Raw genomic sequence first — 26023 nt, 5'->3', positions numbered from 1 at the left:
TGCAGGCTCTTGCGACTATATGACGCGAGTCACATTTTCGCTGGCATAGCAGTTGAACGTGTCCCGGCTGTCACCGACCGGTGTAGGTCGCCTTCCCGGGGCCGACCTCCAGGAAGCTGCGCACCGCGCCGCGCAGATCCGCCGTGTCGAACAGCGCACCGGACACCTCCGGCGTCACCGAATCCGCGTGCGCCACACCGCCGGATCGCCACGCCTCGATGATCTGCTTGGTCGCGGCATGCGCGCGCGTCGGCCCCTGGGCCAGGCGATTCGTCAAGTCCTTCGCGGCGGCATCGACATCGTCGTGGATGGCGTTGACCACGCCCCATTCGGCCATGGTCGCGGCGTCGTAGAGGTCACCGGTCATCACGAACTCGCGGGCGCGGCCGGAACCGGCGCGCTCGGCCAGTCGCTGTGGCCCGCCCATCGACGGCGTAAGGCCGACGACCGTCTCCACCAGGCCGAATTTCGCCTTCGGCGCGGCCAGGATGATGTCGCAAGCCAGGGCCATTTCGAAGGCGGCGGTCAGGGTCAGGCCGTGCGCGGCGAAGACCACCGGACACGGCAGCGCCTCCAGCGGATGGATGATCTGCGCGAACAGGGTGCGCCACAGCGCGGCGCCCTGGTCGTCCGTCAAGCCATCGAAGACGTGCACGTCGACCCCACCCGAGACCACCTTGCCCTCGGCCCGCAGCAGCACCGCGCGCGGCGGATCGGCCGAGAGCTCGGCGAGATCCTCGACGAGCGCGTCGAGCATCGACTGGTCGAACAGATTCAGCGGCGGATTGGCCAGGGTGAGGATCGCGACCTCGGCGCCGCCATCGGTGGTTTCCCGGATCAGCCTGGTGGCCTTGGTATCACTCATTCGGCAAGAGTAGGCACACCCACTCCGACGGCTGCCATCCCCGGGCTACCCCATCCCGACGGCGGGCATCCCTTCAGCCGTCGATCTGCGAGACTAGGCGGGTGACCAAGTCGGTATCGGAAAATGGCTCCTACGTCGAAGCCGGTGAGTTCAAGCGGGATACGAATTACATCACCACACGCATTACCGCTGATGGCCGCGACGGGTATCCGGTCGAGCCGGGCCGCTATCGCCTGGTCGCGGCGCGGGCTTGTCCGTGGGCCAACCGCACGCTGATCGTGCGCAGGCTGCTGGGACTGGAAGACGTCATCTCACTCGGTTTGTGCGGGCCGACGCACGACAGGCACAGCTGGACCTTCGATCTGGATCCCCGTGGGGTGGATCCGGTGCTGGGCATTGCCCGGTTGCGTGACGCCTACCATGCGCGATTCCCGGACTATCCGCGTGGCATCACGGTGCCCGCGGTCGTGGACGTCCCCACCGGGCAGGTGGTGACCAATGACTACGCGCAGATCACCCTCGACTTCTCCACCGAATGGACCGAACTCCATCGCCTCGGCGCGCCGCAGCTTTACCCGCAGGAGCTACGGGCCGAGATCGACGAGGTGAATCTGGCCGTCTTCCGTGATGTCAACAACGGCGTCTATCGGTGCGGATTCGCCGGTACACAGGAGGCGTACGAGGCGGCCTACGATCGGCTCTTCGCTCGGTTGGACTGGCTGTCCGAACGGCTCGCCACCCAGCGTTACCTGGTGGGCGACACCATCACCGAGGCCGATGTACGCCTGTTCACCACGCTGGTCCGCTTCGATCCGGTCTATCACGGACATTTCAAGACCAACCGCTCCAAGCTGACCGAAATGCCGGTGCTCTGGGCCTATGCGCGCGATCTGTACCAGACACCTGGATTCGGTGACACCGTCGATTTCGGCCAGATCAAAGAGCACTACTACGTGGTGCACGCCGATATCAACCCGACGCAGATCGTGCCCAAGGGGCCGGAGCTGACCAACTGGCTGACCCCGCACGGCCGAGAAGCGCTGGGCGGCAGGCCATTCGGCGACGGCACCCCGCCGCCACCGCCACCGCTCACGGAGAGGGTCCCTGCCCTGCGCGAACCGGCGTGATCGGACCGACACCGGGTACACCCACCCTGTCGGCTCCGCCGGCTGCCATCCCCCATCGGGAACCCGGCCGACCGGGTACATCGTTGTCATGACGAGTTGATGGCGGCCGGTGCAATAAGGTCGTTGGCCTACGGGCGGAAGAGGAGGATATCGCCGTGTTCAAAGGCACGTTCGAGAAGACGGTGGTCCAGCTACTCGATACCGGGTCCCGCTTGCAGGGGCCCGCGGTCGCCAAGTACGTGGACCGGCTGCGGCGTTCGCATCCCTCGGAGAACCCCGCGCAGATCATCGAGCGGCTGGAGCACCAGTACCTGCTCGCGGTCACCGGCAGTGGCGGTGCGGTCGGCGCGACGGCCGCGGTGCCGGGAGTCGGCACCATCGCGGCGCTCGCGGCGGTCAGTGCCGAGACCACCTTCTTCATGGAGGCGTCCGCGGTGTTCACGCTGGCCGTCGCGGCCGTGCACGGCATCTCCCCCGAGGACCAAGAGACGCGGCGGGCGCTGGTGCTCGCGGTCGTGCTCGGTGAGAGCGGGATGGAGATCGTCGAGAAGACGGTCGGTCATTCGGCGAAGAACTGGGGCACGCTGTTCGCCAATAGGATTCCCGGCCTGTCGAGCATGAACGACTCGCTGCTCAAGCGATTCATCATCCGTTTCATCACCAAGCGGGCCGCATTGATGGCAGGCAAGGTGGTGCCCGCCGGCATCGGAGCGGTGATCGGCAGCGTCGGCAATCGGGCACTCGGTAAGACCACGATCGGCAACGCGCGCAAGGCATTCGGACCCGCGCCGGTGACCTGGCCCGCCGATCGGCAGCTCGTCATCGACGCCGACCCGCTGCCCGCCCTGGATCCGGTCAAGCCGCAACCGCCGACCACGCCACGATGAGCGCGGGCCGACCGCTCGCCTTCTCCGTCCGCGGCCTGACCAAGCGCTACGACCTGGTCACCGCGGTCGAAAACGTGAGCTTCACCGTGCCGTCCGGTTCCACCGCCGCCCTGGTGGGTCCGGCGGGTGCGGGTAAGTCGACGATCCTGCGGATCCTGCTCGGTCTACACCAGCCGACCTCGGGAACCGCCGCGGTCGGCGGGCCGGGCTCGCGGCGGGGCGACGGATCCGCCGTTGTCGTCGGCGCCATGTTGCAGCCACGTGGGCTGCATCCGGCTCGAAGCGCACGTGATCATCTGCTGGTGTATGCGGCGGCCGCGGGAGTAGAGGCCGCGCGGGTCGACGAGGTGATCCAGCTGGTCGGCCTCGGTGAGTTGGCGAAGACACGGGCGGGCGAGCTGTCGGACGGATCGCAGACCCGGCTGGCCTTGGCGACCGCGCTGCTGGGCGACCCGCAGCTGCTGATTCTCGACGAGCCCTTGGCCGGTCTCGACGCGGCAGAACGCGCCTGGCTGGCCGACGTCCTGCGGCGGCACACCCGTCGCGGCGGCTCGGCCCTGTTGTCCAGCGAAAGCCTCGCGAACGTGATGCCGATGGCGGACAACATCATTGTCGTGAGCGAGGGCTCGGTGGTCTATCAGGGCACCCCCGCCCGGCTGCGGCGCGGACACCCTGATCGACTGGTCGTCGCCGCATCGACCCCGATCGCACTCGCGACCATGTTGGCCGCACAGGGCTTCACCGATGCGGTGATCCGCCCCGACGGACGCCTCGCCGTCGCCGAAGCGACCGAAGCCCAGATCCGTGCGGCGGCGACGGCGGCCGGTGTGCGCGTGGACAATATCGCCGCCGACCAGATCCATCCCGACCGAGTGCTCGCCTCGTTGGTCAAACCGGCCCGCCCACCCCAGCCCGCCCCCTATGCCGGGATCGCACCGCAGCAACCGACCCCCTACGGGATTACACGATGATCGCCGTTCTGCCGCCGGACCTCGTTCCGGCCGTCAATTCCGAGGTCCGCAAGGTCAGCACGCTGCGCGCCAGCAGAATCCTGGCCGCGCTGATTCCCGCCGTCGCCCTCGTCGCGAGCACGGTGACCGTACTGCTCGCTGGACCCGCCGATCCGAAATCCAATCCGGCCACAGGCGCGGCGACCATCGGGCTCTATATCGGTCTCGCGGTCGCGATCGTGCTGGCGGGCGCCTTCGGCGCGGCCGGTGCGGGAGCCGAATACCGTTACGCGACAATGCCGACCACCGCCCTGTTCACCGCCGACCGGGACCGGCTCGTCGCCGCGAAGTTCCTCGTCACCGCGGGCTGCGCCCTGGCGGCGACCTTCGTCGTCGAACTCATCGCCTTCGCCTGCCTGCTCGGTTTCGGCCGTGGCAAATTCGACTTCGGAGTACGCCTACTCGCCGTCCTCGGCGGCGGGCTGCTCGCCGCGGTCTGCTGGTCCCTGATCGGCGCCGGCCTCGGCCTGCTGCTGCGCACCTCCACCACGGCGGTCGTGGCGATGCTCGGCTGGCTGGTGATCATCGAACCGCTGATCTGGGTCGTGGCCAAGGCGATCGGTTTGGCCGGAGTGGTCACCGTCCTGCCCGGTTCCGCCACCGTCAGCACCGTCGCCGTCGGTTCCTTCAAAGACAGCGACTTCTTGGCCCCCACCCCCGCTGCCCTGGTGGTCCTCATTCTCTGGACAATCTCCGCCGCGGGCGGTGCGTGGTGGTTGCTGCGCTCTCGCGACATCTGATCCGGCCCCGGCCGCGGGGAACAAACAGCGGTGCGGCACGTGTCATTACCGTCGGTACCAGCACGACAAGACGGGGTGAGCAGCGGAGTGACCGAGCGCGATATGGGTTGGATGCGCAGATTGTGGGCCGAGTGTTGGGGCCACCGGGGAACGGTCACGGGGATCGCGATCGCATTGGCGGCCGGAGCAGTGGTCGAGATCTCCGCGCCACTGCTGACCAAGCGGGCGGTCGATGCGGCCGGAGTCGGTGACACCTCCGTCATCGGGACCATCGCGGCCCTGCTCGCCCTTGTCGCATTCGGCCGCTTCTCGGCAGCCTTCGGACGCCGTATGTTGGCCGGACGGCTTTCCCTCGACGTGCAGCACTCGCTGCGTGTGAGTCTGCTCGCCTCGCTGCAGCGGCTGGACGGCGTCGGACAGGACGCGCTGCGCACCGGACAGGTGGTGTCGCGTTCGATCACGGATCTGCAGTTGGTGCAGGGCCTTTTGGCGATGACGCCGCTGTCGGGGTTGGCATTGCTGGAGTTCCTGCTGGCCGCCGCGGTGATGGTGTGGCTGTCGCCGCCGCTGGCCGCCGTCGCATTGCTGGTGGTTCCGGCCATCGCGGTGCTGGTGTATCGGATGCGGCCCCGCCTGTACGCGGCGACGTGGTCGGCGCAGCAGCGAGCCGCCGAGGTCGCCCAACATGTCGAAGAGACCGTCACCGGCGTCCGGGTGGTCAAGGGCTTCGGGCAGGAAGCCAGGATGGTGCGGGTACTGGAGGAGCACGGGCGCGTTCTCTACGCCGAGCGCATGCGCGCCGCCAAGATCAATGCGCGCTTCGCCCCCGTGGTGACCACGATTCCGCAAGCCGGACTGGTCGCGGTGATCGTTTTCGGTGGGCTGCTCGCACTGCACGGCGTCATCGGCATAGGTACCTTTCTCGCCTTCTCCGCATACGTCACCACCATGACCGTCACCACCCGCACCATGTCCTCGGTGGTGATCATGGCCCAGCTGACCAGGGCCGCCGCCGAGCGCGTCTACCAGGTCATCGACGCCGCCCCCGAAATCGCCGACCCGCCCGCGCCCGCCGAGCTCCCCGATGGGCCCCTTGGCATCGAAATCGATTCACTGACGTTCGGATTCGAGCCCGCGCAGCCCATCCTGCGCGACCTCGATCTGACCGTGCGGCCCGGTGAAACTGTTGCCATCATCGGGCCCGCAGGCTCTGGAAAGTCCACGCTGTCACTGCTTCTCCCCCGCTTCTACGCTCCGGAGTCCGGCACCATCCGCCTGTTCGGATCCGCGGGAACCACGGAGCGGGTGGATATCGCCGACCTGCGCGCGTCCGATCTACGCGGCGCGGTCGCAGTGGTGTTCGACGACCCGTTCCTGTTCAGCGACACCATCGCCGCGAATATCGCGCTCGGCCGACCGACGGCCACCGATGCCGAAATCCGCTATGCGGCAAAGCTTGCCGCGGCCGACGAGTTCATCACCGAACTCACCGACGGCTACGACACCGTGGTCGGCGAACGCGGATTGACGCTCTCCGGCGGGCAGCGGCAGCGAATCGCTTTGGCCCGAGCGCTCTTGGCGCGGCCACGGATTCTGGTGCTCGATGACGCGACCTCCGCGGTCGACGCGGTGACCGAGGCGGCCATCTTCGAGAAACTGCCCGATGCGGGCGGACGCACCACATTGATCCTGGCGCATCGGGAATCCACGCTGGCCCATGCGGATCGGGTGATCCGGCTCCCCGGGCCGGTCTCATACGCCACCGATGAAGCCACAATCGCCGACATTCCAGCGGCAGCCGGTTCCAGGCGCACCACCACACCAACCAGCGGCCCGGGCGGATTCTCCGGCGCAGCCGCCGATCTCAGCGAAACCCCGGAACTGCGCCGCACCATCGAACGTCTGCCACCGGCCACCGAACAACCCGGCCTGGACGACGAACAGCTGCGCCAACCCGATCCCGGATTCCGGCTCGCTCGACTGTTGCGTCCGGTGCGCTGGCTGGTTCTGACCGTACTCACCCTGCTCGCACTGGATACCCTCATCGGCGTCGCGTTCCCGCCTATCGTCCGCTATGCCATCGATTCCGGTGTGAGCGAACATGATTCAGGCGCACTCGCCCGGGCCGGAGTGCTCGGCGCGGTGTTGGTGCTGCTCGGTCTCGCGGTGGGCGCGGCGACCACCGTCCGCACCGCCCGCAGCGGCGAACGCGTCCTCTACGGCCTGCGCGTGCGCAGCTACGCCCATCTGCAACGGCTGGGATTGGACTACTACGAGCGCGAGCTTTCCGGTCGCATCATGACCCGGATGACCACCGATGTGGACGCACTCTCGACCTTCCTGCAGACCGGCGTCGCGACCGCTCTGATCGGCGCACTCACCCTGGTCGGTATCGCAGTGGCGCTATTGGTCATCGATGCCTCGCTGGCCGCGGTGGTGCTGGTCGCGCTGCCGCCGCTGCTGGTGGCAACGGCGCTGTTCCGCCGCGTCTCCGCCACCGCCTACACCATCTCGCGCGAACACGTCTCGACCGTCAACGCCGATTTCCAGGAAAACGTCGCCGGTCTACGCGCCGTCCAGGCCAACCGGCACGAGCCGGTCGCCGCCCGCCGCTTCGCCGAATATTCCGATCGCTACCGCGCCAGCCGGATGCGCGCCCAGCGCGCGATCGCCATGTACTTCGCGTTCGTCATTGCCTGGGCGGATCTGGCGCTGGCCGCGGTCGTGTACTTCGGCGCGCGTGAAGTCGCCGAGAACACCACCACCGCGGGCACACTCATCGCCTTCGTGCTCTACCTGCAGCTGCTCTTCGGCCCGATCCTGCAGTTGTCCCAGGTTTTCGACGGCTACCAGCAGGCGCGCGTCGGCCTGCGCCGCATCGGCGACCTGCTGCGCACCCCGTCCTCGATCGCCGCCGATCCACCGGAGGCGATCGCGATCGACCACGGACTGCGTGGCGAGGTCGTCCTCGACGACATCCGATTCCACTATCCGAGCACCGAGAAGCCTGCCCTCGACGGAGTGTCACTGCGGATTCCGGCCGGATCCACGCTGGCTTTGGTCGGACCGACCGGCGCGGGCAAATCGACCATCGTCAAGTTGCTGGCCCGCCTCTACGATCTGCCCAGCGACAACCTGGGTGCGATCGCCGTCGACGACATCGACATCCGCGACTATCGCCTCACCGACTACCGCGCCCGGCTCGGCATCGTTCCCCAGGAAGCTCACCTCTTCACCGGCGACGTCGCCAGCAACATTGCATTCGGGAAACCTTCCGCGACCGAAGCGGAGATCGCGGCGGCCGCCGCCGCGGTCGGTGCGGCCGACATGATCGCCGCGCTACCGCAGGGCATGCGTCATCCGATCGGCGAGCGCGGTCGAGGCCTCTCGGCGGGCCAACGCCAGCTGATCGCACTCGCCAGGGCCGAACTGGTGCGTCCGGATCTGCTGCTGCTCGACGAGGCCACCGCCACCCTCGATCCGGAGACCGAGGCATCGGTGCTGGTAGCGAGCCGATCGCTGACGCGCGGCCGGACCACCGTCGTCGTTGCGCACCGACTGGGCACCGCCGCGCGAGCCGATCGGATCGCCGTCGTGGAACGCGGACGAATCGCCGAAATCGGGCCGCACGACACATTGGTTGCGGCCGGCGGCCGCTATGCCCAGCTCTGGGCGGCGGCCAGTGAAGCGGGGGGAATATTCTCGGGTGAGGACGGGTCGTCATCTTTGGGATCGGGGTTGTCCGGTGGTCAGTCGATTCACTGATTTGCTGCTGGGCCTATCCTCGACAGAGGGCGCATCGGCGCGCATCCGCTGATCCCCGTGCCGGGCACGTCACAAACGTCGCAGCGCGAAGAACGAAATGAGGCGAACACCTGCTGTGAGCAGCTCAACTTCCCAGTTCGGACAGAACCAGTGGCTAGTCGATGAGATGTATCAAAAGTACAAACAGGATCCATCTTCCGTCGATGAAAGTTGGCACGAGTTCCTCGCCGATTACACGCCCGAAGTCCCGGGTGATTCCGGTAACAGCAGCGCCGCGCCCGCGGCCGCGCCCGCGCAGGTGGCCACCCCGGCACCGGCCCCCGCGCCGGTGAACGCGGCCCCCGCCGTTGCGGCCCCCGCTCCGGCAGCGCCCGCGCCCGCCGCACCCAAGCCTCCCGCGCCCGCGAAGCCCACCACCCGCGCACCGCAGACGACTCCCGCACCGACCTCGAACGCCGCGCCCACTTCCGGCGCGCCGAAGACTGCCGACATCGCGACCGACGAGGCGAAGGTCCTGCGCGGCCCGGCCGCCGCCGTGGTCAAGAACATGTCCGCGTCGCTGGCCATCCCGACCGCGACCAGCGTGCGCGCCATTCCGGCGAAGCTGATGATCGACAACCGCCTGGTCATCAATAACCACCTGGCCCGCACCCGCGGCGGCAAGATCTCCTTCACCCACCTGCTCGGCTACGCGATCGTGCAGGCGGTCAAGTCGTTCCCGAATCTGAACCGGCACTTCGCCGAAATCGACGGCAAGCCGAACGCGGTCACTCCGGCACACACCAACCTCGGTCTCGCCATCGACTTGGCGGGCAAGGACGGCAGCCGCTCGCTGGTCGTCGCGGCCATCAAGGGCTGCGAGGCCATGACCTTCGGGCAGTTCCACACCGCCTACGAGGACATCGTGCGCCGTGCCCGCGACGGCAAACTCGGCATCGACGACTTCACCGGTGTCACCATCTCGCTGACCAACCCGGGCACCATCGGCACCGTGCACTCGGTGCCGCGGCTGATGCCGGGCCAGGGCGCGATCATCGGCGCGGGCGCGATGGAGTACCCCGCCGAATTCCAGGGCATGAGCGACGAGCGCATCAACGAGCTCGGCGTCGGCAAGCTGATGACCCTGACCTCGACCTACGACCACCGCATCATTCAGGGCGCGGAATCCGGCGACTTCCTGCGGACCATCCACAACCTGCTGATCAGCGACGAGTTCTACGACGAGATCTTCCACGGCCTCGGCGTGCCCTACGAGCCGGTGCGCTGGCGCAAGGACGTCAAGGAACGCGGCGTCGACAAGAGCACCCGCGTGCTCGAAATGATCGCGGCCTACCGCAACCGCGGCCACCTGATGGCCGACACCGACCCGCTGCGGCTGGTCAAGGACAAGTTCCGCAGCCACCCCGACCTCGATGTCACCCAGCACGGCCTCACCCTGTGGGACCTGGACCGCACCTTCGATGTCGCGGGCTTCCACGGCCAGGAGCGGATGAAGCTGCGCGATGTGCTCTCGGTGCTGCGCGATGCCTACTGCCGCCACGTCGGTGTGGAGTACACCCACATCCTGGAAACCGAGCAGCTGCAGTGGATTCAGGAGCGGGTCGAGCAGAAGCACGTCAAACCGACTGTCGCACAGCAGAAGTACATCCTGAACCGGTTGAACGCGGCCGAGGCCTTCGAAACCTTCCTGCAGACCAAATACGTCGGGCAGAAGCGCTTCTCGCTCGAGGGCGCCGAAGCCGTCATCCCGATGATGGACGCCACCATCGACCAGTGCGCCGAGCACTCGCTCGACGAGGTCGTCATCGGTATGCCGCACCGCGGTCGCCTCAACGTGCTCGCCAATATCGTCGGCAAGCCGTACTCGAAGATCTTCACCGAGTTCGAGGGCAACATGAACCCGGCCGCCACCCACGGCTCCGGCGACGTGAAGTACCACCTCGGCGCGCGCGGCACCTACCTGCAGATGTTCGGCGACAACGAGATCGAGGTCTCGCTGACCGCCAACCCCTCGCACCTCGAGGCGGTCGACCCGGTGCTCGAGGGCCTGGTACGCGCGAAGCAAGACCTTTTGAACAAGGGCGACGGGCCGGAGGGCTTCTCCGTCATGCCGCTGATGCTGCACGGTGATGCCGCATTCGCGGGTCAGGGTGTGGTCGCGGAGACGCTGAACCTGTCGGGGCTGCGCGGTTACCGCGTCGGCGGCACCATCCACATCGTGGTGAACAACCAGATCGGCTTCACCACCGCACCGGAGAACAGCCGCTCCACCGAATACTCCACCGATATCGCGAAGTTCATCGGCGCGCCGATCTTCCACGTGAACGGTGACGACCCGGAGGCCTGCGACTGGGTGGCGCGTCTGGCGGTCGACTTCCGCCAGAAGTTCCGCAAGGACGTCGTGATCGACATGATCTGCTACCGGCGTCGCGGCCACAACGAGGGCGACGACCCGTCGATGACCCAGCCGTACATGTACGACGTCATCGACACCAAGCGCTCGGTGCGCAAGGCCTACACCGAGAGCCTGATCGGCCGTGGCGACATCTCGCTCAAAGAGGCCGAGGACGCGCTGCGCGACTACCAGGGTCAGCTGGAGCGGGTCTTCAACGAGGTTCGCGAGCTGGAGAAGTACGTCCCGGAGCCGAGCGAATCGGTCGAGGACGACCAGCAGGTGCCCGCGACGGTCGTGACCGCCGTGGACAAGACCGTGCTGCAGCGCATCGGCGACGCCTTCCTCGGTGTCCCCGAGGGCTTCAATGTGCACCCGCGCGTCAAGCCGGTGCTGGAGAAGCGGCGCGAAATGGCGTACGAGGGCAAGGTCGACTGGGCCTTCGCCGAGTTGCTGGCCTTCGGCACGCTGATCGACGAGGGTCGCGCGGTGCGTCTGACCGGTCAGGACTCGCGTCGCGGTACCTTCACCCAGCGTCACTCGGTGATCATCGACCGCAAGACGGCCGAGGAATACACCCCGCTGCACAACATCGGCAGCTCCAACCCGGGTTGGTTCGCGGTGCACGACTCGGCGCTGAGCGAATACGCCGCCGTCGGCTTCGAATACGGCTACTCGCTGGGCAACCCGGACGCACTCGTGTTGTGGGAAGCGCAGTTCGGTGACTTCGTCAATGGCGCGCAGTCCATCATCGACGAGTTCATCTCCTCCGGTGAGGCCAAGTGGGGTCAGCTGTCGGAGGTTGTGCTGCTGCTGCCGCACGGTCACGAGGGTCAGGGCCCGGACCACACCTCCGGTCGCATCGAGCGCTTCCTGCAGTTGTGCGCCGAGGGCTCGATGACGGTCGCCGTGCCGTCCACCCCGGCGAACTACTTCCATCTGCTGCGCCGTCACGCGCTCGATGGCATCCGCCGTCCGCTGATCGTCTTCACCCCGAAGTCGATGCTGCGCAACAAGGCTGTGGTCTCGGATCTGAAGGACTTCACCGAATCGAAGTTCCGCTCGGTCTTCGACGAGCCCACCTACGAACAGGGCGTCGGCGACCGCAGCAAGGTCAAGCGCGTCCTGCTCACCAGCGGCAAGCTCTACTACGAGCTGGTCGCCGAAAAGGCCAAGCAGAAGCGCGAAGACGTGGCGATCGTCCGCATCGAGCAGCTCTACCCGCTGCCCAAGTTCCGCCTCAACGAGGCGCTTGCTGGTTACCCGAATGCGACGGATATCGCCTGGGTCCAGGAGGAACCGGCCAACCAGGGCGCCTGGCCCTTCTTCGGTCTGAACCTCCCGGAACTCCTCCCGGAGCGCTTCACCAAACTCCGCCGCATCTCCCGCCGCGCCATGTCGGCCCCCTCCTCGGGTTCGTCCAAGGTGCATGCCGTGGAGCAAGCCGAAATCGTCGCCGAGGCCTTCGAGCCGACCGCGTAGTTTCTCGTTGACCCGACGCCGGGCCGAATCTCCTCTCCCCCAGAGTGATTCGGTCCGGCGTTGCTCGTATCCGGCGCGGGACGTGGTGCGGAACTATCGCTTGATCGAGAATGTGATGCCTGCACCGCATGCTTCCCAACACCCCGACGACTACCTTGGAGCAGGAGGGGGGCCTGCGCTTCCGTACTCGGGAGCGCGGTCGTAATCGGGCTGCGCAGCTGCGGTGACGCCTGGGACTCGGTCTTGTACCACGAAACTCGCTCGGGTTCGGATGGGGGCGCCGGGGTGGCGGATGTAGGGGACGGTGCGGAAGTCGGTCTGCCACAAGGTGTGATCGAGGTGGACTCGGACGTAGCCGCGTTGGGAGTTGAAGAACTTCATATCGGGGTTGGCGGCCAGCAGGTTGCGGCCGGTGGGGTTGACGTCGGCGCCGTCGCCGCCGGTTGTTATCGATGTGCCGGTGAATTCGGCTGCTACGACTGGGGATTCGGGAGTGCTGTACTCGGGCCGGAGGTCGGCGGCGTAGTTGTGGTGGCGGTCGCCGGTGATGACGACGAGGTTGTGGATGTCGCGGTCGGCGGCGGTGGCGAGGACGGTGTTCCGGTCTGCTACGTAGGCGTCCCAGGCGTCGGTGCCGAAATTGGTACCGGGGCCGGGGTCATAGTCGGATTTGGCCATGGCCACCTGGTTGCCGAGGATCTGCCAGCGGGCGGTGGAGCGGGCGAGGCCGTCGAGCAGCCAATCTCGTTGTGGTGCGCCCAATATCGAGCGGTCGGGCGAAAGTCTGCCGGGGCAGTCGTCGCCGATATTGCCGTTTCCGCAGGCTCCGCCGGTGCGGTATTGGCGGGTGTCGAGCATGGTGACGTCGGCGAGGTCACCGAAGCTGTAGCGACGGTGGATGCGCATGCTCGGGCCGGACGGCAGGGCCGCGATGCGCAGTGGCTGATGCTCGTACATCGCTTGGAAGGCTGCGGCTTTGCGGCGGCGGAACAAGGCGGGGATGCGGTAGATGTCCAGACCGAGGCCGGGGTGGTCGGCGAACCAGTTGTTGTCGATCTCGTGATCGTCGAAGGTGACGAGCCAGGGAAAGGCAGCATGGGTGGCGCGCAGCGGTTGTTCCGCCTTGGCTTGGGCGTAGCGGAGTCGGTAGCCAGGGAGATCGACCGCTTCAACGGCCAGATACGGCTCCACCGACATGCCCTCGCGTCCACGGCTCCAGCCGCGTTCGTAGATGTAATCCCCGAGGTGTACGACGAAATCGAGGTCTTCGACGCTCATATGCTCATAAGCGGTGTAGTAGCCGGAGGTCCACGATTGACAGGACGCGAACGCGAATCGCATTCGCGCGGTGGGCTGCCCGGGCGCAGGTGCCGTTCGGGTTCGACCGACCGGCGAAATCGCCGAGCCCGCCCGAAATCGATAGAAGTACCAGCGATTCGGCTCGAGTCCCCCGACTTCCGGGTGCACGGTATGTGCGAGTTCACGAGTCGCGACCGCACTTCCTCGCGCCACCACATCCTGGAATTGCTCGTCGTGCGCGACCTCGTAATCAACGGTCACCGGATGCTGCGCCATCCCCCCGTGCCCGTCCGGCGCCAATGGATCCGGCGCCAGCCGCGTCCACAACACCACCCCGTCTGGCAGCGGATCCCCCGAGGCCACCCCCAACGTGAACGGATCCCCCAACCACCGCGGCGCCCGAAACCGCCCACTGCTCGCCGCCGACGCCCCCACCAACACCGCAACCGATCCAGCGGTACCGAACCGCAACAGCTTCCGCCGCGACAGACCCATACGTCAGGGTATCCCCACCATCGCCGCCGCCCGCCCGTCTGCCGAGTCCACCGTGACGATGCTGCGCGCACGCATCAAGTAAGCGTGGCACTCTGTAGCGGACACTCCGACTTCAGCTTCGTTCATACATGCTGAACGCAGCTACGGGCTTGGTTGTTGTCGTTTATGCAGTCTTGCAGGAGTGCTCGAAATTACGAATCGCGCGGAGCTCACCCCCGTAGGGCGGCGGCGAGTGCGGGGTTCAGCGCAAGGGCCAGGGCGAGTAGCGATTCGACCAAGAGGTCAACCAACTGTTCGCGGGTGATGGTTTCGTGGCGCAGCCAGGTGAGGGTGGTTTCCTCTACGAAGGCGATCCAGCCGCGCATGGCGAGGGTGAGGCGGGGGCGGTCGGCGTCGGGAATGTCGACGGGCACTTCGGTCAGGATGATGTCGATGATGACGTTGCGGGTCTGGTCGACGAGTGGGAGCACCTCGGCGCTCACACTCGCCGGGCCGCGCAGCAGCGATACGTACGAATTGCGGTTCTCGCCGACGTACTCGATGTAGCGCTCGATCGAATCGCGCAGCATGTCGAAGACCCCGAGGGTGCGGTCGGGTTCGACGTGCTCCAGCAGCTCGGCATTGGCATGGCGGACTATCGCCAGTTGGAAGTCCTGTTTGGTCGGAAAGTAGTGGAAGAGCAGGCCGCGGGAGATCCCGGCTTCCCCGGCGATTTCGGTGATCGAGATGTCTTCGATGGCGCGGTCCCCGAGCATCTTCGCGCCCAGGGTGATCAGTTGTAGACGGCGCTCGTCCGGGCTGAGCCGGGTGCGCTTGACGGTTTCTCCGGTGCCTCGACTACTCACGGGCCCATCTTACTGAACGCTGCTCAATACTGTTGACTCATGCTCAATAGCACCGTAGTCTGCAATATATGAGTCGCAAGGTTACAGACAAAGCTGTCGGCAACCGCCACGTCAAGACCATCATCATCGGCAGCGGTTTCGCTGGTCTGGGCCTGGCAATCCGGTTGAGCAAGCAGGGCCGCAACGATTACCTCGTGCTGGAACGCGGCAGCGATGTCGGCGGCACCTGGCGCGACAACACCTACCCGGGCGCGGCCTGCGATGTGCCGTCGCACCTGTACTCGTACTCGTTCGCGCTGAACCCGAACTGGTCGCGCTCGTTCTCCAAGCAGGGCGAGATCCAGCAGTACATCCAGGGCGTCGCGCGCGAGTACAACGTGCTCGACAAGCACCTGTTCAACTGCGATGTGACCGCGGCCCGTTGGAACAACGCCACCAACCTGTGGCATATCGAATCGAGCAAGGGCAGCTTCACCGCCGACACCGTGGTGTCCGCCGTCGGCGCGCTGTGCGAGCCCGCGCTCCCGGATATCAAGGGCATCAACGGTTTCGAGGGCGAGATCTTCCACTCCGCCCGCTGGAACCACGACGCCGACCTGACCGGCAAGCGCGTCGCCATCATCGGCACCGGTGCCTCGGCCATCCAGATCGTGCCGTCCATCGCCCCGCAAGTCGCGCACCTGGACGTCTACCAGCGCACCGCGCCGTGGTTGCTGCCCCGCATGGACCGCCCGTACACCCTGCCGGAGCGTCTCGCCTTCCGGCACATCCCCGGCTTCCAGCGACTATCGCGCGCCGCCATCTACGCCGCCCGCGAAACCCAGGTCGTCGGCCTGGCCAAGGTTCCAGCGCTGATGCAGGCCTTCGAGCTGATCGCCAAGGCCAAGCTGCAGCTGGAGATCCGCGATCCGGAGCTGCGCAAGAAGGTCACTCCGAACTTCCGTATCGGCTGCAAGCGCATGCTGATCTCCAACGACTACTACCCGGCGCTGAGCCGCCCGAATGTGGACGTGGTCACCGACGGCATCGCCGAGGTGCGCGCGAATTCCATCGTCACGAAGGACGGCACCGAGCGCGAAATCGACGCACTCATCGTCGCGACCGGCTTCCACGTCACGGATTCGCCGACCTACAACGCCATCTCGGGCAAGGACGGTCGCACGCTGGCCGAGGTATTCGATGAAATCGGCCAGCAGGGTTACAAGGGTTCGGCCGTCGCCAACTTCCCCAATATGTTTTTCCTGCTCGGCCCGAACGTCGGCCTCGGCCACACCTCGATGGTGTACATGATCGAATCCCAGATCAACTACATCGCCGATGCTCTCGCCACCGTCGATCGCCTCGGCCTGCGCACCGTCGAGGTGAAGCGCGCGGCGCAGGACACCTACAACAAGAACCTGCAGGGCAAACTGGTGAAAAGCGTGTGGAGTACCGGCGGCTGCGCCAGCTGGTACCTGGACAAGCACGGCAACAACACCACGCTCTGGCCGGATTTCACCTTCGAATTCCGCAGGATTACAAAGAATTTCGACGTCTCCGCCTATGAGACGACTAGCGTCGAAAGTCTCCGAGACGATCTGAAAGTGGTGGCAGCACAGTGAGCGATGATGCTTACTTCAAGGGCAAGGTCTGTGTGATCACCGGGGCGGGTTCCGGCATCGGCCGTGCCCTCGCGGAGAACCTGGCCAGGCGTGGCGCCGAACTCGCGCTCTCCGATATCGATACCGACGGCCTGGCCGAGACGGTGCGCCGCTGCGAGGCGTACGGAGCCGAAATCAAAGCCGATCGGCTGAATGTGACCGAGCGCGAAGCGGTACTGCTGTACGCCGACGCCGTGCAGGCGCACTTCGGCAAGGTGCACCAGATCTACAATAACGCGGGCATCGCCTACCACGGCGAGGTGATCCGCTCGGAGTTCAAGGACATCGAGCGCATCATGGACGTCGACTTCTGGGGCGTCGTCAACGGCACCAAGGCCTTCCTGCCGCTGCTGATCGAATCCGGCGACGGCCACGTCGTCAATGTCTCCAGCCTGTTCGGCCTCATCGCGGTCCCGGGCCAGAGTGCTTATAACGCAGCCAAATTCGCGGTGCGCGGGTTCACCGAATCGCTGCGCCAGGAAATGCTTGTCGGCAAGCATCCGGTCAAGGTGACCTGTGTGCATCCCGGCGGCATCAAGACCGCCGTCGCCCGCAATGCCACCTATGCCGAGGGCATCGACAGCGAGGGTGCCGCATCGCTGTTCGACAAGAAGCTGGCCATTCACACGCCGGAAATGGCCGCGCAGACCATTACCGAGGGCGTCCGCAAGGGACACGGTCGCGTGCTGATCGGCTGGGAGGCCAAGGTGCTCGACCTGTTCGTCCGGGTCACCGCCTCCGGCTACCAGCGCATCGCCGCCGCGGTGAACCGTCCGTTCCTACCCTGAGCCGGCGCGGGGAATCGAGGAAAACCTATGCGTGACATCAACATTCCGCTACCCGTCGCGCGAGCGCTGCTGAGTCCGATTTTCCGGGTCGCACTGAACGCGCGACTGCCCTGGCAGATGCAGCGATTGCTGCTCGATATCGGTTCGCGCGCACAGTTTCTGCCATCGGGCACGACCGTGCACCGGCTCCGCCTCGGCGGGCGACCCGCGGAACGAATCACCGCGGGTTCGGCAAGGCCGAATCTGAACGCAGGCGCAGTGCTCTACCTGCACGGCGGCGGCTATGCGATCGGATCGCCGACGACGCACCGTTCACTGGCCGCCCGGCTGGCGCACGAAACCGGTTGCACCGTCTATGTTCTCAACTACCGATTGGCGCCGGAGCACCCGTTCCCGGCCGGACTCGAGGATGCCGAATCAGCCTTCCTGGAACTGGTCGGCAATATCGGCTACCGCCCCGAACAGATTGCGCTCTCGGGTGATTCCGCGGGCGGCGGGCTGTCGCTGGCCACCGCGCAGCGGCTCATCGCCGAACACGGCTACGCCCCGGCGGCGCTGGGACTGATCGCGCCGTGGGTGGATCCGAATCAGGTCCCGGACAAGTTCCGCGATCTGGTGATCAATCGGCCGTGGTCGCGCGCATGCGCCGCGGCGTATCTCGGCGACGGGGACGACAAGGACACCGGCTACGCACCGCTGCACGGTGAACTGCGCGGTTTGCCGCCGACGTATGTACAGGTCGATGTCAGCGAACTGCTGCACGCGCAATGTGTCGAATTGGTGACGGCACTGCGGGCAGCAGGCGTCCATGTCCGGTTTACTGAGAGCAAGGGGCTATGGCACGTCGCGCAGCTGCAGGCCGCGCTCGTGGGTCCCGCGGCCGCCGCACTGACCGAACTGGCGGATTTCCTGCGAGAAGCCGTCCAACCGGTCTCGATCCGCGACTTAGGATAGATATGCGAGCAGGCCGAGCTGACGTCCCGGTCACAGGTGTCGTAGATTACTGGTGAGTAAACCCACGTGGAAGGGCACTGATGCGAGAGTTCGAAGCCCCGGCTTCCTACACCGTCCCGGAAGATGCGAACAATTCCGATAACGTCTTCCGGCATGCCGAGCAGTCGCCGGGCGCGGTGCTGTTCAACGTCACCGACGGCGGCGGCTGGCGGGAAATCAAGGCCGCGGAGTTCGCCAAGACGGTCACCGATGTCGCCAAGGGCCTCATCGCCTCCGGTCTCGAACTCGGCGATCGCGTCGCCATCATGGCACCGACCCGCTACGAGTGGGTGCTGCTCGACTTCGCCATCTGGGCCGCGGGCGGTTGCACCGTCGCCATCTACGACAGCTCGGCCGCCGAACAGGCCAAGTGGATCCTGCAGGACTCCGCCACCAAGCTGCTGGTGGTCGACAGCGATAAGCATCGCAAGGTCATCGATGAGATCGAGGCGGGTGCGCTGCCGGATCTGCAGCAGACCCTGCAGATCGACAAGGGCGCCGTCGACGATCTGATCGCGCGCGGCGCCGACCTCGACGACGCGACCGTGCACGCGCGCCGCGCCGAGGTCAACGCCAAGTCCCCGGCCACCCTGATCTACACCTCGGGCACCACCGGCCGCCCCAAGGGCGTCATGCTCTCGCACTCGAATCTGTACGCGGAGTCGAAGTCCGACCGGATCGCGCTGAACAAGTACGTCGCCGAGGGCAAGAAGACGCTGATGTTCCTGCCGCTGGCGCACGTCTTCGCGCGTGCCGTCACGCTGGCCGCATTCGACGCCAAGGTGATCGTCGCGTTCACCGCCGACTGGTCCACCCTGGTCGAACAGTTCGGCAGCTACCGCCCGCACTTCATCCTCGCGGTGCCGCGCGTCTTCGAGAAGGTGTTCAACAGCGCCAAGCAGAAGGCGCACGACGGTGGTAAGGGCAAGATCTTCGACGCGGCCGCCGAGACCGCCATCGCCTACAGCCAGTCCCTCGACAACGGTGGGCCCGGCCTGGTGCTCAAGCTCAAGCACACGGTTTTCGACAAGCTCGTCTACAGCAAGCTGCGGGTCGCGCTCGGTGGTCAGTGTGAGGCCGCGGTCTCCGGCGGCGGACCGCTCGGTGCACGCCTGGGCCACTTCTTCCGCGGCGTTGGCGTCACCATCTACGAGGGCTACGGCCTCACCGAGACCACCGCGGCCATCACCGTGAACACCCCCGGCAATATTCGCGTCGGCACCGTCGGCAAGCCGATCGAGGGCCATGCGGTGAAGATCGCCGAAGACGGCGAACTGCTGCTGCGCGGATCGGTTGTCTTCAACGGTTATTGGGGCAATGCCGAGGCCACCGAGGAGGCGTTCACCGACGGCTGGTTCAAGACCGGTGACCTGGGCGCCGTCGACGGCGACGGGTACGTCACCATTACCGGCCGCAAGAAGGAAATCATCGTCACCGCGGGCGGTAAGAACGTCTCCCCCGGTCTGATGGAGGATTCGCTGCGCGCCCACCCGCTGATCAGCCAGGTCATGGTGGTCGGCGACGGACAGCCCTTCGTCGGCGCGCTGGTCACCCTCGATCCGGAGGCGCTGCCGGGCTGGAAGGAACGCAACAACCTGCCCGTCGAGACCCCGATCGAGCAGATCATCGAGAATCCGGCGCTGGTCGCGGAGGTCAATGCGGCGGTCGCGGAGACCAATAAGAAGGTCTCGCACGCCGAGGCGATCAAGAAGATCCGCATCCTGCCCGTCGACTGGACCCAGGAGACCGGTGAGCTGACACCCAAGATGTCGCTGAAGCGGGCCGTGGTGATGAAGCAGTACGCGTCCGAGGTGGAGAAGATCTACAGCTGACGCTGGTTTTGCGAGGCGCCGTCCGCGAGTTGCGGGCGGCGCCTTTGCTTTTCGTTCAGCTGCGGAGGCGGTCCAGGAAGTCGGCGATCAGCGGCGCGACCTCGGCCAGGTGTGTCTCCAACGCGAAGTGGCCCGTATCGAAGACGTGCAGCTCGGCGTCCGAGAGATCTGCGAGATAGGCGTGCGCGCCGGGCTCAGGGAAGAAGGGGTCGTTCGAGCCCCAGACGACGAGGGTGGGCGGGGTGTACTTGCGCAACCACTGCTGCCATTCGGGGTAGGCGGCGACATTCGACTTGTAGTCGAAGGCGAGGGCTACCTGGGCCTCTTTGCGGCCGGGCCGGTCGAGGAAGTACTGATCGAGGATCCACGATTCGGGGCTGAGCACCGCCGGGTCGGGGACGCCCTGCTCGTATTGGCCGCGGGTTCCTTCCAGTGTGAGCAGACCGCGAATCGTGTCTTCGGCTCCTTCGTCCTCGGGCCGCAATGCGGTGAAGTCGCGAGCGAGATCCGACAGTCCCGCCTCGTAGGCATTGCCGTTCTGGACGATGAGGCCGTTGATCCATTCGGGGTGGCGCAGCGCGATGCGGAAGCCGACCGGAGCGCCGAAATCGAAGACGTACATGGCGAACTCGCGCAGTTCCAGCCGTTCGACGAAGCCCTCGACGACATCGGCCAATCGCTCGAACGAGTAATCGAAATCGGCTGGTGCGGTGGTGTTTCCGAAGCCCGGGTAGTCCGGGGCGAGCAGCCGGTACTGTGCGCCGAGCACATCGAAGAGCCTGCGGAACTGGTGCGAGGCCGACGGAAAGCCGTGCAGCAGCAATAGCACCGGAGCATCCGCGCGGTTGGGGACCGATTCGCGGTAGTGGACCTCGACGCCGTCGACATCGATGTGGCGGTGGTGGATGACTGGCAGCTCGATCATGGCTTCACATGCTTTCTTTCCGTGATGTTGCATTAGTTCTAGCCGATCGACTTCTAATGTGTCAACTGCTCGATGTAGCATTAGATGTATGAGTGAAGCTCCGCTGGTCGGCGAGCCGTTGGCATTGGACCTGGTCAATACCCGGCCGAGCGGTGTCGATCTGCTGGCGACCCCCGACGACCTCGCGAATTGGCTTGCGCTGCAGGCCGAACGTTTTCCGGAGCTGACGGTTGCACACCCCACTCCCGCCGACCTGGTAGCCGTTCATGCGGTGCGCGACCACACCAACGCAGTCCTGGACGCCCTGCTCCATGAACGTCGCCCGCCCACCGATGCCTTACGCGGACTCAATGTCGCGCAGGCAGCCGCGCCCGCGACCCGACAGCTCGAGTGGGGCGGCGAAGCGGTGATCACTACTGTGCGTCGCAACGGCACGGCGGCCGAGAAGCTGGCCGCCGTCCTGGCCGAAGCCGCCGCCGACCTGCTCGCCGATCCATCGATCGGCAAGCTGAAGCGCTGCGAGGCCGACGACTGCGTTCTGCTGTTCCTGCCCGCCCACCCGCGCCGGCGCTGGTGCTCACCCGAACGCTGCGGCAACCGGGTCCGTGTCGCCCGCTACTACCAGCGCCACAAGTCCGCGGACTGAGGTTCACGTCACCGAATGGTCATACTCCCCGACCGCACCCGGCAGTAGGCTCGGACCATGGCTGAACTGCGCTTTCGGGTGGCGGCGGGCATTGTCGCCGCCGGACTGACACTCGGCGTGTCCGAGCTCGTGGCCGCCTTCATCGGCCCCGACAGCGCGCCCCCGAACGCTCTCGGCTCCACCGTCATCGACCACACCCCGGACGGCGTGCGCGAATGGGTCATCCAAACCTTCGGCACCAATGACAAGACGCTGTTGTTCGTCTGCATGGCGCTGGTCGCCATACTGGTCGCCGGATTCATCGGAGTTATCGAACGAACAGACCACCCGCGCGGATCCTGGCTGCTGGCCGCCCTCGGATTGCTCACCGCGGCCATTGCGTTCGGACGGTCCGGTTTGTCCGCCGCCTGGCCGACCGTAATCGGCGTTGCCGCAGGCATCTACGCCCTGCGCGCCCTGACCTCCCGCATCGACGACGCGGCGGCCGCACGCAGAGCCCAGCCCGCCGCGCCATCTTCCGCCTCGATCGGTACCGCACACGGCGAAGATCGAGCAGTCGCACCGCGCACTACCGGCCATGATTCGGCCGAATCCGCAACGCCGAAAACCACTGCCACACAAGCTGACTCATCCAGCACCCACACGTCGGCCTCACCCGGCAGGACCGACGAGGTGCCCGAGCAAGTTCGGGAGAGCCCGCCAGCACCGGCATCGGCGGCACCGGAAACGACTACCGGCCACCGTGACTCGACCAACCAGGGCACGACGGAGATCCCTGAGGGCGCAGCGATCACGCCGGCCGAGTCGGTTGCGGGTCGCCGACAGGTGTTGCGGGGCATTGCGATTACGGGTGGACTGGCGCTGCTCAGCGGGGTGGGTGGGCGACTGATCGGGGCGCGGCGGCGAGACGTCTCCGGGGAGCGGGCGGCAATTCAGTTGCCGGAACCCAGTGGACCAACAGTTTCGCTCGCACCCGACGCGGATTTGAAATTGCCGGGGCTGACGCCGTACCTGACATCCAACAGCGACTTCTATCGGATCGACACCGCGCTGATCCTGCCGCAGGTCTCCGTCGACGATTGGTCCTTGCGTATCCACGGGATGGTCGATCACGAAATCCAGCTCAGCTGGGACGATCTCGCCAAACGCACACCGGTCGAGACACTGGTGACGCTGGCCTGTGTCTCGAATCCGGTCGGCGGCGATCTGATCGGCAATGCGAGCTGGCGCGGCTACCGCCTGGACGAACTGCTCGCTGAGGCCGGACCGCATCCGGATGCCGATATGGTCCTGTCGCACAGCATCGACGGCTTCACCGCGGGCAGTCCGCTGGCCGTACTCACAGACGGCCGCGATGCACTGCTCGCAGTCGGTATGAACGGCGAACCCCTCCCGGTCGCACACGGCTATCCGGCCCGGCTGGTCGTCCCCGGCCTGTACGGCTACGTGTCCGCCACCAAATGGGTGACCGAACTCGAGGTCACCCGTTTCGACCGCGCTACCGCCTACTGGACCCGTCGCGGCTGGTCCGCCTACGGCCCCATCAAAACCGGCACCCGCATCGACACCCCGCGCGCTCGCGCCAAACTGCAACCGGGCAACACCGCCATCGCCGGCGTCGCCTGGGCCCAACACCGCGGCATCCGAGCCGTCGAAGTCCAAATCGACAACGGCCCATGGCAACCCGCCCGCCTGTCCACCGAACAGTCCACCGACACCTGGCGCCAATGGGTCTACGACTGGAACGCCACCCCCGGCCCCCACACCATCCGCGCCCGCGCCACCGACGGCACCGGCGAAACCCAAACCGAAGCCCGCGCCCCCGTAGTCCCCGACGGCGCCACCGGCTACCCCTCCACCACCATCCAGGTCACGTGAGTACCGATGTACCCGCACAATTCGGATGTGGTCGCTTGGCAGATATCACAAGGCTGCCCCTAAAGGTCAACTGGGACCGGCTCACAGAACTCGTGCGCTGAATGCCTTGTACCCCGCGAACAAAACTGTCGCGGGGTACAAGTTGACCAGCTCAGACGCCGACGGCGTCGGCCTTGGCCAGGTCGGTCTTCGGGCCGGATGCGGCGGACTTGCCGTGGCGGATGAACAGGGCCGAGGCGATTACACCGATCAGAAGGATGCCCGCGGGGAGCAGGATGGCTTGGCTGAGGGCGGTGCTGAAGCCGTCCTTGACGAATTCGGGGATGGGCCCTTGGCCCGCACCGCCTTCGGAGACCTTGCCGCCGCCGAGGCCGTTTGCGCTCATCCGGGCCGCGACCAAGGCGCTGATCGCGGCGCTACCGAGTACCGAACCCACCTGCCGGGTGGTGTTGTAGACACCCGCGCCCGCACCGGCCAACTGGATCGGCAGGTTGTGCGTGGCGGTGGAAGCCAGTGGCGCCCAAATGCAGGCGTTGGCGAAACCGGCCAGCGCGGCCGAGACCAGGAACCACACCAGTGACGAATGCGGTGTCATCACTGCCGAGAACCAGAAGATCGACACCGAGAATCCGATGAATCCGATGGTGGGCACGAGACGCGGGTGCAGCTTGTCGGAGACCTTGCCGATGATCGGTGCGAAAACGCCGGTGACGATCGCCATCGGCGCGAATACCAAGGCGGACTTGGTCGGTGACATTTCGCGCACCGCCTGCAGGTAGAAGTACGTCGGCACCATAAACGAGGTGACCGCCGCGCCCATGGCCGCGATGGCCACATTCGACATCGCGAAGTTGCGATCACGGAACAGCCCCAACGGCAGCAGCGGCTCACCGGTATTGCGCGACTGATTCACCAGGAACACCGCGAGCACAACGACACCCGCGCCGATCATCAGCCAGATGCGCAGCGACCAGTCGTAGGTATTGCCCTCCTGGATACCGAAGACCAGCAGGAACAGACCGAGACCGCTGAGCACCACACCCGGGACGTCGAACTTGTGCTCATGCGTCGGCAGCGCAGGAACCAGCCAGACCGCGAGCGCGAACGCGACGATGCCGACCGGAACATTGACGATGAAGATCCACTCCCAGCCGAGCCCGTCGACCAGCACACCGCCGAGGATCGGGCCGACCAGCGTGGCCAGACCGGCGACACCGCCCCACAGACCCATGGCCGCACCGCGCTTGTCCGGCGGGAAGGTCCTGGTGATCACCGCCATGGTCTGCGGCGTCATCATCGCGGCGCCGAGACCCTGCACGGCCCGCGCAGCGATAAGCATGGTGATCGATCCGGACAGACCGCACCACAGCGAGGCGGCGGTGAAGACGGCCAGACCGATCAGGTACAGGTTCTTGGGCCCGTAGCGATCGCCGAGCCGACCGGTGACCAGCAGCGGCACCGCATAGGTCAGCAAGTACGCGCTGGTCACCCAGATGACCTGGGAGATGTCGGCCTGCAGATCCGTCATGATCGCCGGATTGGCGACCGCGACGATGGTCATATCCAGCAGGATCATGAAGAACCCGACGACCAGCGCGAATAGCGCCAGCCACGGATTACGTTGTGTGGTCATGGATTTGGTTCCTATCTCGGATGTCTGTTCCGGAGGGCGTGCGCACACCGGTACACATCAGGGCGATGACGCGCTGGTCTCGTTCCAGCGGCGCGGCACCGGGGGTGGTTCGGAATGTTGCTGGGCGGACCAGGGGTGCTGATGTTCGGTTGTGCGGACTCCGGTCGCGGGATCGAACTCGTCCCATTCCAGCTCGCCGCTGTCCAGTTCGGAGATCAGGCTGTCGACCCACGCGATCTCGGCGGCGATGGTGGCACGCAGGTACGGGAGCACGATCCAGTAGCGCCGCGGTACGGCGTGCAACCCAGCCCATTGGCTCATCATGTCGACGTCGGCGAGGTCCTGCGCCAATCGCTCGACCCGCTCCCGCAGTAGCGAGACCACCTCCGGCGCGGGCAAGTTGTGCGCCTCCGCGAGCGCGACCGGGAACACCGGATATTCCCGCCCGGGATTGCGCAGGATCTCGGCCACTCGGGAACGCAACGTCTTCCGGCCGCTTTCGGTGATCCGGTAGGTAGTGCGCTCCGGCCGATTCCCTTCCCGATCGACGCCCTCGGCCTGGACCATTCCTTGGTCGGCCAACCGTGTCACCGTGTGATAGAGCGAGCCCGGACGCACCTTCACCAAGATGTCCTCCCGACGGGCGATCAGCAGTTGATACGCCTCGTAAGGATGCATGGGCCGCTCGTCGAGCAGCGCGAGCACGGCGATCGCCAATGGCGTCACCGACGGACGCGCGTGCTGCCCCATTTTCGGTCACCTCCTGCACAACACTCGCGGA

General features: G+C 66.2%; 18 protein-coding genes. 12 read left to right on the top strand and 6 right to left on the bottom strand.

All coding sequences use genetic code 11. From position 1 onward, the window contains the following. Positions 1-70 precede the first annotated feature (70 nt). On the bottom strand, positions 71-865 hold the full coding sequence (locus ACQPYR_RS07925) for an enoyl-CoA hydratase/isomerase family protein (RefSeq protein ID WP_433629406.1): 795 nt from the start codon (positions 863-865) through the stop codon (positions 71-73). A gap of 101 nt (positions 866-966) precedes the next feature. Here ACQPYR_RS07925 and ACQPYR_RS07920 point away from each other — a divergent pair, with 101 nt between their 5' ends. The 6 genes from ACQPYR_RS07920 (at position 967) to ACQPYR_RS07895 (ending at position 12268) form a co-directional block, all read left to right on the top strand. After that, on the top strand, positions 967-1992 hold the full coding sequence (locus ACQPYR_RS07920) for a glutathione S-transferase family protein (protein WP_433629403.1): 1026 nt from the start codon (positions 967-969) through the stop codon (positions 1990-1992). Positions 1993-2147: 155 nt separating this feature from the next. Further along, positions 2148-2879: a hypothetical protein gene (locus tag ACQPYR_RS07915; RefSeq protein WP_433629400.1), complete on the top strand. Its 732-nt coding sequence runs from the start codon at positions 2148-2150 to the stop codon at positions 2877-2879. Continuing rightward, positions 2876-3850: an ABC transporter ATP-binding protein gene (locus tag ACQPYR_RS07910; RefSeq protein ID WP_433629397.1), complete on the top strand. Its 975-nt coding sequence runs from the start codon at positions 2876-2878 to the stop codon at positions 3848-3850. Before ACQPYR_RS07915 ends, ACQPYR_RS07910 begins: the two co-directional genes overlap by 4 nt. After that, complete coding sequence (locus ACQPYR_RS07905) at positions 3847-4629, top strand: ABC transporter permease (RefSeq protein ID WP_433629394.1); 783 nt, start codon at positions 3847-3849, stop codon at positions 4627-4629. The genes ACQPYR_RS07910 and ACQPYR_RS07905 overlap by 4 nt, the downstream gene beginning before the upstream one ends. Positions 4630-4731: 102 nt before the next feature. Next, positions 4732-8394: an ABC transporter ATP-binding protein gene (locus tag ACQPYR_RS07900; RefSeq protein WP_433635052.1), complete on the top strand. Its 3663-nt coding sequence runs from the start codon at positions 4732-4734 to the stop codon at positions 8392-8394. A 97-nt stretch (positions 8395-8491) separates the two neighbouring features. Further along, positions 8492-12268 (top strand): multifunctional oxoglutarate decarboxylase/oxoglutarate dehydrogenase thiamine pyrophosphate-binding subunit/dihydrolipoyllysine-residue succinyltransferase subunit, encoded by a 3777-nt coding sequence (locus ACQPYR_RS07895; RefSeq protein ID WP_433629391.1) that lies wholly within the window; start codon positions 8492-8494, stop codon positions 12266-12268. Between the two features lie 150 nt (positions 12269-12418). On the opposite strand, the gene ACQPYR_RS07890 is transcribed toward ACQPYR_RS07895, so the two are convergent. Both ACQPYR_RS07890 and ACQPYR_RS07885 read right to left on the bottom strand, forming a co-directional pair. Then, the gene (locus tag ACQPYR_RS07890; protein WP_433629389.1) at positions 12419-14062 is read right to left on the bottom strand and encodes an alkaline phosphatase D family protein; all 1644 of its coding nucleotides are present in this window, start codon (positions 14060-14062) and stop codon (positions 12419-12421) included. Positions 14063-14271: 209 nt separating this feature from the next. Next, positions 14272-14907 (bottom strand): TetR/AcrR family transcriptional regulator, encoded by a 636-nt coding sequence (locus tag ACQPYR_RS07885; RefSeq protein ID WP_433629386.1) that lies wholly within the window; start codon positions 14905-14907, stop codon positions 14272-14274. A 68-nt stretch (positions 14908-14975) separates the two neighbouring features. On the opposite strand from ACQPYR_RS07885, the gene ACQPYR_RS07880 reads away from it, so the two are divergent. The 4 genes from ACQPYR_RS07880 (at position 14976) to ACQPYR_RS07865 (ending at position 20160) form a co-directional block, all read left to right on the top strand. Then, positions 14976-16508 carry a flavin-containing monooxygenase gene (locus tag ACQPYR_RS07880; RefSeq protein WP_433629384.1) on the top strand — a complete coding sequence of 511 codons (1533 nt, stop codon included), beginning with the start codon at positions 14976-14978 and terminating at the stop codon, positions 16506-16508. Then, complete coding sequence (locus ACQPYR_RS07875; protein ID WP_433629381.1) at positions 16505-17335, top strand: SDR family NAD(P)-dependent oxidoreductase; 831 nt, start codon at positions 16505-16507, stop codon at positions 17333-17335. The genes ACQPYR_RS07880 and ACQPYR_RS07875 overlap by 4 nt, the downstream gene beginning before the upstream one ends. Positions 17336-17362: 27 nt before the next feature. After that, complete coding sequence (locus ACQPYR_RS07870; RefSeq protein ID WP_433629378.1) at positions 17363-18289, top strand: alpha/beta hydrolase; 927 nt, start codon at positions 17363-17365, stop codon at positions 18287-18289. 80 nt (positions 18290-18369) lie between these two features. Further along, positions 18370-20160 (top strand): AMP-dependent synthetase/ligase, encoded by a 1791-nt coding sequence (locus ACQPYR_RS07865; RefSeq protein ID WP_433629375.1) that lies wholly within the window; start codon positions 18370-18372, stop codon positions 20158-20160. Positions 20161-20215: 55 nt separating this feature from the next. On the opposite strand, the gene ACQPYR_RS07860 is transcribed toward ACQPYR_RS07865, so the two are convergent. Then, positions 20216-21085 (bottom strand): alpha/beta fold hydrolase, encoded by an 870-nt coding sequence (locus tag ACQPYR_RS07860; protein ID WP_433629372.1) that lies wholly within the window; start codon positions 21083-21085, stop codon positions 20216-20218. Positions 21086-21173: 88 nt separating this feature from the next. Here ACQPYR_RS07860 and ACQPYR_RS07855 point away from each other — a divergent pair, with 88 nt between their 5' ends. Then, positions 21174-21731, top strand: a complete 558-nt coding sequence (locus tag ACQPYR_RS07855) for a CGNR zinc finger domain-containing protein (protein WP_433629369.1) — start codon at positions 21174-21176, stop codon at positions 21729-21731. Between the two features lie 57 nt (positions 21732-21788). Beyond that, a complete protein-coding gene (locus ACQPYR_RS07850; RefSeq protein WP_433629366.1) occupies positions 21789-23609 on the top strand; it encodes a sulfite oxidase in 1821 nt (606 codons plus the stop codon). Between the two features lie 151 nt (positions 23610-23760). Here ACQPYR_RS07850 and ACQPYR_RS07845 read toward each other — a convergent pair whose 3' ends face one another. Together ACQPYR_RS07845 and ACQPYR_RS07840 are read right to left on the bottom strand one after the other, a co-directional pair. Then, a complete protein-coding gene (locus ACQPYR_RS07845) occupies positions 23761-25242 on the bottom strand; it encodes a DHA2 family efflux MFS transporter permease subunit (RefSeq protein WP_433629364.1) in 1482 nt (493 codons plus the stop codon). Between the two features lie 57 nt (positions 25243-25299). Continuing rightward, positions 25300-25992, bottom strand: coding sequence for a PadR family transcriptional regulator (locus ACQPYR_RS07840; protein ID WP_433629361.1), 693 nt, complete (start codon positions 25990-25992; stop codon positions 25300-25302). Positions 25993-26023 lie beyond the last annotated feature (31 nt).

It is taken from the genome of Nocardia sp. CA-120079 (assembly GCF_050955745.1).
Taxonomy (GTDB): domain Bacteria; phylum Actinomycetota; class Actinomycetes; order Mycobacteriales; family Mycobacteriaceae; genus Nocardia.
This window is presented reverse-complemented; position numbering and strand designations above follow the sequence as displayed.